Here is a 9,021-nt window from a genome sequence, read left to right as displayed (position 1 = left end):
CTTATTTATTGGAGGATTATGAGAAACATATTAAATGATTTTGAATTTTCTAGCTATACAACAAGTAAAGAATTATTTTTAAATAAATTATTTGAAAAAAGACCACAAGATAATCTTGATCTTACACCAAGAAATACAGATTGTCTTTTTAATGTTTTAATTGAAGAATTAGATAAAGATAAAAAAAATAATATATTTTTTACAGGTAAACAATTAAAAGCTATGCACTCTGATGTTAAAAATGGTATATTTGTTTTTAGAGGAGTTATTTTAGAAACAGATAAAGAAACTTTAAATCTTATAAAAGAAACATCTAAAGGAAAAACTTTCAATCAGTTTATAAAAAAAATAAAAATAACAAAAGCTAAAATGAAAAATGATGATGAAGTAGAAGTTTTGAGAGAGTATTCTTTCAAAGGTTTTGTATCTGAATTTGTAGAATATTATGACGATAAAAATAATTATATTTTTGAATTTGTTATTTGTAGAAGAAAAATATTGTATCGTGATGATATTATTATAAAAAGATTACCTGATGGAATTTTAGCAATAGCAACAATTTTAGAACCAGCTAGAATAACAATTCCAGCACCTAAAAAAAATAAATTAAAAAATTTACAAGTTGGTAATACTTTCTGGGCTGTTAGTGGAATTGCATTAGCAACTTTAGGTATAGCTGGAGCGGTAGCAACTGGTGGTATGGCAGCAATAGCAGTGACATTTATTTATGGAGCTAATACTATTTTTTCTAATTCGTATAGTATATATTTAGATTATAGTGATAGAGATGATGAAATGGATTTAGATACATTATATAATAATCCTTTGAAATTTTCTTTTGGAGAACTTGCAAGTAAATTAAGAAACGAAAATTCTAGAAATTTTGGACATGTTATATATCATGGTAGTGAAATATTTTTAGGTGGACAAGGAATAGCTCAATTAACAAAAGGATTTAAAATTAAAAGTGTTTTAGAAAATGTAAAAATAAATATGAAACATCCAATGCTTGGAAAATTAGAAGGAATGGAAAAAGTATTGTCAGCAGAGAAGCTGATGTTTAATATTTTACAATTTACTGACGGGACTAATGGCATTTACAATAATTCAGTAGAGTTCAAATCGTTAACAGAAGAAATTGTAAAACCGAAATTCGAACCAATAGACAAATTTAATTAGTAGAGAGGGAGTTATGAAAAATAAAATAAAAGGTTATATTTATTCTTATTTAATATATGGATATTTAAGTACATGTGTACTTACAAATATATATTCATTAATTTGTTTTAAAAAACATGATTTAACAAAAGAAGCATTTATAGGAAATATAGGTTTGTCTGTTATGGTATATCCTGTGGTTTGGGGATTGAAAGAAGTTGGTAAAGAATATGTAAAAATTTGGAAAGAAGGTAGACTTTCAGCAAGATTAATTTTAATTTTTGGTTCTTTATTCGTTTTATATAGAGTTTATCGTAATGCTACAAGGTAAACATTATTATGAAAAACAATATAAAAAAGTTTATATATTTATATTTAATTTATGGATTATTATCTTCATGTATTTTTATAAATTTATATTCATTATTTTTTTTAAAAAGATTACACCTAAGCTTAGAAGGAATTAAAGGCTATTTTATAGCATCAATCATATTTTTTCCTGTTACTTGGGGATTAAAAGAGGTTTCTAAAGAGTACATAGAAACATGGAAACAAGGAAGCACTTCAGCTCGATTAATATTATTTTTTGGTTTAATATTTGTTTTATATGGAGTGTATTATAGAGCTAATAGATAAGAATTTTGATAAAGAGAGGAAACTCTCTTTTTTTTATTTTTATATTTTTTCAAAAAGCATTTTTTTGACCGAAAATAATTTTAATGTTTTAATCACTCTATCTATATAAAAAAGGAGAATGATTATGGAAGCAAAATTCATTGTACCTGGATTCTATGCAGAAATTCAGGATTATAACTTATTAGCTTTAAAAGACAGTAAGCCGACTTTAAAAGAAGCAGTTGTTTTATTAGCTGACTTACCTGATTTCATTTATATTCCCGACGAGAATTCATCTGACGTTAATGCAGTTAGAAGAGTTAGAATCTCTCCAAATACTTTATTACCTATTACAAATGTAACAGAAGTAATAAGAGTTTTATCGGGAGAAAATATAATTGATGGTATTTTAACTCAAACTCAAAAAGATGAGTTAGTATGTAAAGACATCATAAATATTTTAAAAATGAATAAAGAAGCTGCTGAAGCTGGACAATTAGCAATTGTTAAAATTGTAAAAAGAGATGGAACAAGACCTAATATGAATGATAAGTTTGAGGTTTATCAAGCTTTAGAGAATTCATATGAGAAACTTGGAAATATAAAAGCGTCTCAAATAGTTCCAGTTGGAATATCTGGAGAAGAAGATTTTGTAACAGAAAATAAACCAGTATCAACTTTAGTTGTTGCAGGATTACCTAGAAAAGGAGCTTACGATAAATTAAAAGAAACAGTTTTCAATAACTCTTATATATTCAATCCTTCTGAAAGCTATAAAGGGATAACTGTTGAATTCAAATTAGATCAGCCAGTTGAAACTTTTGATGCTTGTGAAACTACAGGAACACCAACACCTCAAGCTACAAAAATTAATGATAACGGATTAGATTCTGAAGTAGTTAAGGATTTATTAAAAGGAACAGTAGTTGTAGCAGGAACTAATGTAGCTACTAACTTACAGTTGGAGTTAAATAAAGAACTAACTGCATTTGTATTATCAGAAGAAGTATCTGTAGAAGTTATTCCAGGAGAAGTTGAGTTAATTTTAGCTAAAGGACACGTGTTCTCTACTGTAAAAACTAAACTTCATGGAGTTACTAATAAAACAGTAGTTGCTCCAGCTACAGAAGGACCAGCTATTAACTGGTATGCTGAAACGGCACCAGCAGAAGTAAAGAAATTAAAAAATGTTCAACCTTCAGAAACTATTCATGTAGGAGAACTTCAAGCGGTGTCTATAGATATAACGCTTGAGGCTATGCCTTGGGTAAGCATTGTTAATAAAGGTAATGTTAAAGAAGTTGTTAACAATGTTAGAGTTATTGTTGGTATTGACGAAGCTGGAATGCCAAACTATGGACCTTCAAAATCAGGAACAATAGTTATAACTTTCAAAAACAATGTAGTTAAAAACGAAACGTCTATATTGGTTGATGGTGTAGAAGCTAAAAAAGCTACTTTAAAAACTAATGCAACTAATGAATTAGTATTAGCAGAAGAAGTAAGAATAGAAACTGAAGCTGGAATAAAAATTGTAATTGATGAAAATACATTAGTTGTAAAACCAGTAGAAGTAACACCAGTAGCAGATGTTTACTTTGATTCTAAATCTGATGAAATAACTGAACCAGTTTATGTAATTAGTTATGTTCCAGAAGGTGCAGAACCTATAATGAAATCATTAGAATATGCACAAGAATTAACTAAGAATCTTTCTGAAACGTTAGTTGTTTGGGGAGTAAGACCTCCAGAAACAAATGATCCTGAAGAATTAGTAAAATATGCTAACAAATTAGCTGATTTACCTAAATTCAAAAAAGGATTTAAGAAAAGATTATCAGCATCTAAAGAAATAGATTTAGGAATGTTCTTAACTGTTGTAGTTGGTTCTCAAAAAGTAAAAGGACTTGGAGGAGTGTCTAATTTCTCTCAATCAAGAGTTCTTGACTACGAAAGAACTAATGGAGGAACAGGAGAAATAAAAAGATATACAGATAAGCTTTTTGTTGAAACTACAGATGAATATTCAACTGGAATGAATGTTGAGATAAAAACTTATGTTGGAGTTAAAGCTGTTATTGAAAAAGCTAAAGTTCTTTCTACTAAAACAGTATTTGGTAAGACAATGGTAACTTTAGATAAAACAATTGATACAACTCTATTTGATTTAAATGGATTTGATGTAATGTTATCTAATGTTGATTCTAAAGATAGACATGGTTCTTACACTGCTGCATTGTTTGCTGTTAAAGCTAATACTGAAAAAGATAGAGCACCTGTTGCACAAGAGTTACCAGGAGTTTGTGATATCAACTTCCCAGGAGATGCACAAAAGATTTTATTAGTTAATAGATTTACAGTTATTAACGTAGATCCAGTATCAGGAAATGGAATTATAGTTGATTGTCCTTTAATGACAAGAAACGATTCTGATTTTAAAGAAAGATCTCAAATAGGATGTGTTCTTTATTTCTTAAAGAGATTGAGAGAAATAGCTAATTCTAAAAAAGGAAAAAGATTCCCTCAGAAAGAGCAAAAAGTTTTATTTGAAGATGAGTTAAGAGATGTATTTAAAAATGAGTTATCATTAAAAGATGCGATAATTTCTAAATTTGAATTTGTTGCTGATATGTCTAGACTTGATTCGAAAGGATTCTTAGCTGCTAAGTTTAAAGTAGTTGATACTAAGAAATTTAAAACTGCTGAGTTCTCTGGAGGATTAGCAAAATTATAATTTTAAAAATGGGGTGTTGGCTGGGTTCAGCACCTCTTTTTTTAGAAAAAGGAGAGATATATGGAAAATTTTTTCGATTACTCGATAAGTGGATTAGATGTAAAAGCATATGTACTTTTTAGAAAAGGATATATGAGTGGAGTAGCTGGTTATACAAATCAACAAGTTACTGGTCCTAATAGACAAGTAGTTAAATTAGATGGTGATTGGGTAGCTTATGAAATAGGAATGTTAAGGCTATTACAATTCTCTTTACAATCAGATGTAAAAGAAATAAATACAATGACTGCTACAAACGCTAAGGGACTTGCTGTAGGTAGAAGTATTGTTAATGGAAGAGCTGTATTTAGAAATACTGCTGTTGATACATTATCTGATTTAAAAAATAGAATTTTAACAAATGATAAATATAAAATAGAAATATTAAGCGAAACATTTGGAATAGATTTTGAAGAGGAAGTAACAGAAGCTAATATAGACGAAGCAATGCCTATGGAACCAAAAGAAGTAGGCTGGGAGCAAATGCCTCCATTTGACATACTGTTGGTTGCATCAGATGAAAGACAAATTGAGCTTCCTAGAGTTTGTAGAATAAAAGACGTAAAAATGGGTTCTAGTGGTTCATCTGAAGGAGCTACAGATACAGAAGATAATGAGTTCTGTAACTTTATGGCTTTATCTGGATATACACCATGGAGAACTTTAAAATAGGAGGAGTAAAAAATGGATAATAATTCTTTTTACACACTTGATGAAGAAAGAAGAGAATTAGTAGCTAATCCAATATCTGTTGGTGATGGTTTAACTGTTCTTATGCAAATATCTAAGAAGTATATAACTGGAAGACCAGAAGATTCTGGAATAAAAGTTAATATAAATTTAGGTGAAATACAAAACATAACTTATCAAATGCAAAGAAAAACAACTGCTGACTATGTTCCAGGAAGAAAAGATCCGCATTCTTTTTCTAGAGGACATATATTAGGAAACGGAAGAATGGTTTGTCCTTTGCTTGATAGAGAGTTAATATCTTTCATATTTAAAGAAATTAAAGACAATGTTCCCGATTCTAAAATATTTGATATGGTAGAATCTGACTTCACTTTCGGTATGCCTTTTGAAGTTCAAGAGGAAGAAACTGAAGTTATAACAAATGATAAAACTGAATTAGTAGGTGGAACTAATGCTATTTTTGTTAGAGGTAAAACTTATATTTATCTAGATGATGTTCCTAATTTTGATTTAAGAATTATATGTAGAGCTGATTCTGTAAAGAATGTAATATCTCTTGGAGAAACTAGCGGAGAAGGTATTGATTCATTTGAAGTTGGAAATATATATGAAAATAAGATTAGAAACGTTCAATTTATAAATGATAGTTCAGGAGCAGATGCAGTAAATCCTATTAAAAACCAAGTTGTAGATTTCTTAATATTAGGAAATACTACAGGATGGAAACAATTAAAATAAGAGGTGAATTATAATGGCTGAAAAAACTTTCGAGTTCGATTTTGATAATGCTAAATCTAGAGCTGGTATTGAAAAGAAAGTTTTTATAAGAGTTCCGAAAAAAGGTGGATCAGGTTGGGCTTTCCTAACGTTAGGAACTCTTACTAGAATTTCTTGGAATATAGGTATTCAACAAAAACCAATTTATTCATTAGGTAGAAAATCTGCTAACGGAGCTGGTACTGGTGTTAAAACTGTAAATGGAGTTTTAGCATTTAACGTAATGGATACATCTACAATAGAATATTTAAAGAACCAAGCTAAAGCTGAAGGAATAGAGGTTATAGAAGATTTAAGAATGTCAGAACTTCCTAAATTTGATGTAGTGTTAATTTCTGCTGATGAAAATGATGTTTCAGGAAGATATTCTAAGAGAATAATAAGAGGAATTAAAATAAATAGCGAATCTACTGCTGCAGGTTCAGATGTTATTGCAATGAACGAAGAATATACTTTTAAAGCTATTTCAGTTTCGTCATTACAATCACACGAAATAGAAGCGTTTAATGAAGTTAATGGAGGTAAATAATGTCTCAAATAACATATGATTTTGACCATAGAAATACTATGGCACCAGGAGATATGAAAATAGTTATGAGAGTTGGTGGGCAACTATATGAAATAGGACATTTGTTTGCATATAACCTAAGAACATCTAGAGAAGTAGTGCCTAGACAATCAATGGGATTTAAAACTGCTATTGGTTCTACAAAAGGTAGAAGATCACATGATGGAGTTTTAATATTCAACGTTATTAATGAATCGATAGTTCACGAGTTAAAGCAAACTATGTACGATACAGGAAACAAGCTAATCAAAGATGGTGGTTTTGTTTCTGAGATATCTAACGCAACAACTTTCTTTGATCAAGAATTTGATGAGGATAGAAGTTCTGATTTAGTTGGAGTTAAAAATGATTCTGACGATATAAGTGCTATGGAATTACCACCTTTTGACTTAATTATAACTACTCAAAATCCAGAAATTCCTACAATGTATACTCAGAAAAAAATAATAGGTATTGTATTGATAGGACATCAAGGTGCTATAGGATTAGATACCATAACTGCACAAGAACAATATCCGTTTGTATGTAAGCATACTACACCTTTAGTAACGTTTGAAACTAATGGAGTAACTAATGTTAATGATGCAGCTAATATTGCTATAAACGAGGAATATGGAGAAGATAACTATAATAGTTTAATTATAGCTTAATTTAAAAGGCTAGTGGTTTTCCACTTGCCTTTTTATTTATATGGAGGTTTTTATGAGCTTAAAAGATATAAATTTAGATTCAGATGGAGAAGCTATATTTATTGATGGTGATTTTTGTACAGATACTTATTCTGAGGATACTATATTCTGGAGATTAAGAAATACATTGATAAAAGTATTTACAAAAAATACTACATTTTGGGATTATTTTAAAGGGTCTAGATATTTAGATAAAGTTGAATTTGAAGAAAATATTAAAAATTCTATGATTACTGAGTTGAATAGGTTATATCCAAGTGACAATGATTTGATGTATTTAAGGATAGAAGTTATTATAGTTGATTCTATAGCTTATATTTTTTCATTTAGGATACAACCTTTTGAAAAAGATGATTTGCTAATAGATTTTTCTATAAAATTATAATAAGGAGCTGATAACAATGTTAGATGAATACATAGAAAGTCCAATAGATTGTAAAATATTTTTAAAATATAAATCTTCATCAGGGACAGAGCTTAAAGAGGTATTATTAACTCAAACTCTTAATTATAGAATTACAGAAAATAAAAAGCCTGTATATGGATTTAATAGAAATAGATTTGGGCAAGTGATAAAAGGTAAAAGATTGATAGAAGGAGTAATAGTTTTAAAAAAATCTATATTTAATGAAATAGGAGATTTGATAGATTTAAGTTCAATCAATAATTCTTCTAGAAAACTAACTACAGAAAAAATAGCTTATTTAAAAAGCGTTTTACCTGAGAATACAAACCTTATGAATTTGGTTAAAGAATATGAAAAAGATGCTGCTATTCTTTATGAAATGGAAAAAATAAAATTAGAAAAGTCTAAAAAATATAATATATTCAATACATTACCACAAGGAACAAATTTAATAGTAGCATTTGGCAGTGTAATAAATTCAAATGAATTTAAATTAAAATATAAAAAAATATTAGAAAAAGATTCTATTGATTACGCTACTGAACTTGAAAAATTAATAAAAAGTGATTCTGAGTTAGTTATAGAGGATATAAATTTCCTTGAAAAAACAGGAGAAATAAATATATCTAAGAGTGATATAGATGAAGTTTATAAATTCTTTGGTAGTTTAGATAATTGGGAGCAATAGTTATGAATATAGATAAAATTGAAGAAATACTAAATAAAAATGATAAGTATTTAAAAGCCTTAAAGATTTATAAAGAGTCTTTGAAAGCTGGAGATAAATTTACACAAGCTACATTCAAAAGTGGTTCTAACACATATATAAACAATCTTATTTGTATCTATAAAGAAATATATAAGATAAGTAATACTGATGAAAAAGGTCTAAAAAATTGTATAACCTCTATTAGGAACATGGTTAAACTGAATGATGTTATACAGGAAATTTTAAATGATGAAATTAATAAATTGAAAAAAATAATAAATGACAAAATAGTTTTTGAAGCTGAATATCAATCAGTAGCAACTAATTTATATAAGTTAAAAAAATCAAAAGAAGAAGTTATTAATTACATAAAGTATTATGAAAATGAAAACTTAATATCTTCTAAAAATATTGTTAGCGAAAAGAATTTACTATCAAATAATATAAGTGCATTAAATTCATCTTTAAATGATTTTTATAATAAGTTTAAAAGTGATATTTTTTTGATTAAAGTTACTGAAATGAATTATAAGGATATGTTTGAACAACTTTATATTGAAATTAATTCTATTTATAAAACTTATCCAGTTCTTAAAGATGAGGTTAGTTCTATAATGAGAATAATGAATATTG

The 9,021-nt window shown here is 28.0% G+C and carries 11 protein-coding genes; all 11 read left to right on the top strand.

The features are described 5' to 3' along the window. Nucleotides 1-1,179: hypothetical protein (locus tag ACRCYC_RS06015; RefSeq protein ID WP_438618199.1), on the top strand; the 1,179-nt coding region annotated here is incomplete at its 5' end. Nucleotides 1,180-1,192: 13 nt separating this feature from the next. Next, nucleotides 1,193-1,489, top strand: coding sequence for a hypothetical protein (locus ACRCYC_RS06010; RefSeq protein WP_438532218.1), 297 nt, complete (start codon nucleotides 1,193-1,195; stop codon nucleotides 1,487-1,489). An 8-nt stretch (nucleotides 1,490-1,497) separates the two neighbouring features. Further along, nucleotides 1,498-1,794 (top strand): hypothetical protein, encoded by a 297-nt coding sequence (locus ACRCYC_RS06005; RefSeq protein ID WP_438532217.1) that lies wholly within the window; start codon nucleotides 1,498-1,500, stop codon nucleotides 1,792-1,794. A 124-nt stretch (nucleotides 1,795-1,918) separates the two neighbouring features. Continuing rightward, nucleotides 1,919-4,507, top strand: coding sequence for a hypothetical protein (locus ACRCYC_RS06000; protein WP_438532216.1), 2,589 nt, complete (start codon nucleotides 1,919-1,921; stop codon nucleotides 4,505-4,507). Nucleotides 4,508-4,567: 60 nt separating this feature from the next. Further along, the gene (locus tag ACRCYC_RS05995; protein WP_330112454.1) at nucleotides 4,568-5,218 is read left to right on the top strand and encodes a hypothetical protein; all 651 of its coding nucleotides are present in this window, start codon (nucleotides 4,568-4,570) and stop codon (nucleotides 5,216-5,218) included. A gap of 12 nt (nucleotides 5,219-5,230) precedes the next feature. Beyond that, on the top strand, nucleotides 5,231-5,977 hold the full coding sequence (locus tag ACRCYC_RS05990; protein ID WP_330112453.1) for a hypothetical protein: 747 nt from the start codon (nucleotides 5,231-5,233) through the stop codon (nucleotides 5,975-5,977). A 13-nt stretch (nucleotides 5,978-5,990) separates the two neighbouring features. Beyond that, the gene (locus tag ACRCYC_RS05985; RefSeq protein WP_330112452.1) at nucleotides 5,991-6,545 is read left to right on the top strand and encodes a hypothetical protein; all 555 of its coding nucleotides are present in this window, start codon (nucleotides 5,991-5,993) and stop codon (nucleotides 6,543-6,545) included. After that, nucleotides 6,545-7,234, top strand: coding sequence for a hypothetical protein (locus ACRCYC_RS05980; RefSeq protein ID WP_330112451.1), 690 nt, complete (start codon nucleotides 6,545-6,547; stop codon nucleotides 7,232-7,234). The genes ACRCYC_RS05985 and ACRCYC_RS05980 overlap by 1 nt, the downstream gene beginning before the upstream one ends. Nucleotides 7,235-7,286: 52 nt before the next feature. Continuing rightward, nucleotides 7,287-7,658: a hypothetical protein gene (locus ACRCYC_RS05975; RefSeq protein WP_330112450.1), complete on the top strand. Its 372-nt coding sequence runs from the start codon at nucleotides 7,287-7,289 to the stop codon at nucleotides 7,656-7,658. Between the two features lie 16 nt (nucleotides 7,659-7,674). Further along, nucleotides 7,675-8,367, top strand: a complete 693-nt coding sequence (locus tag ACRCYC_RS05970; protein WP_330112449.1) for a hypothetical protein — start codon at nucleotides 7,675-7,677, stop codon at nucleotides 8,365-8,367. Nucleotides 8,368-8,369: 2 nt separating this feature from the next. After that, the coding region (locus ACRCYC_RS05965; protein ID WP_438532215.1) for a hypothetical protein at nucleotides 8,370-9,021 on the top strand (652 nt) is incomplete at its 3' end.

The sequence above is a fragment of the Paraclostridium sp. genome, assembly GCF_051657365.1.
Taxonomy (GTDB): domain Bacteria; phylum Bacillota; class Clostridia; order Peptostreptococcales; family Peptostreptococcaceae; genus Paraclostridium.
The sequence above is the reverse complement of the archived record's forward strand: the minus strand, read 5'-3'. Positions and strand labels throughout refer to the sequence as shown.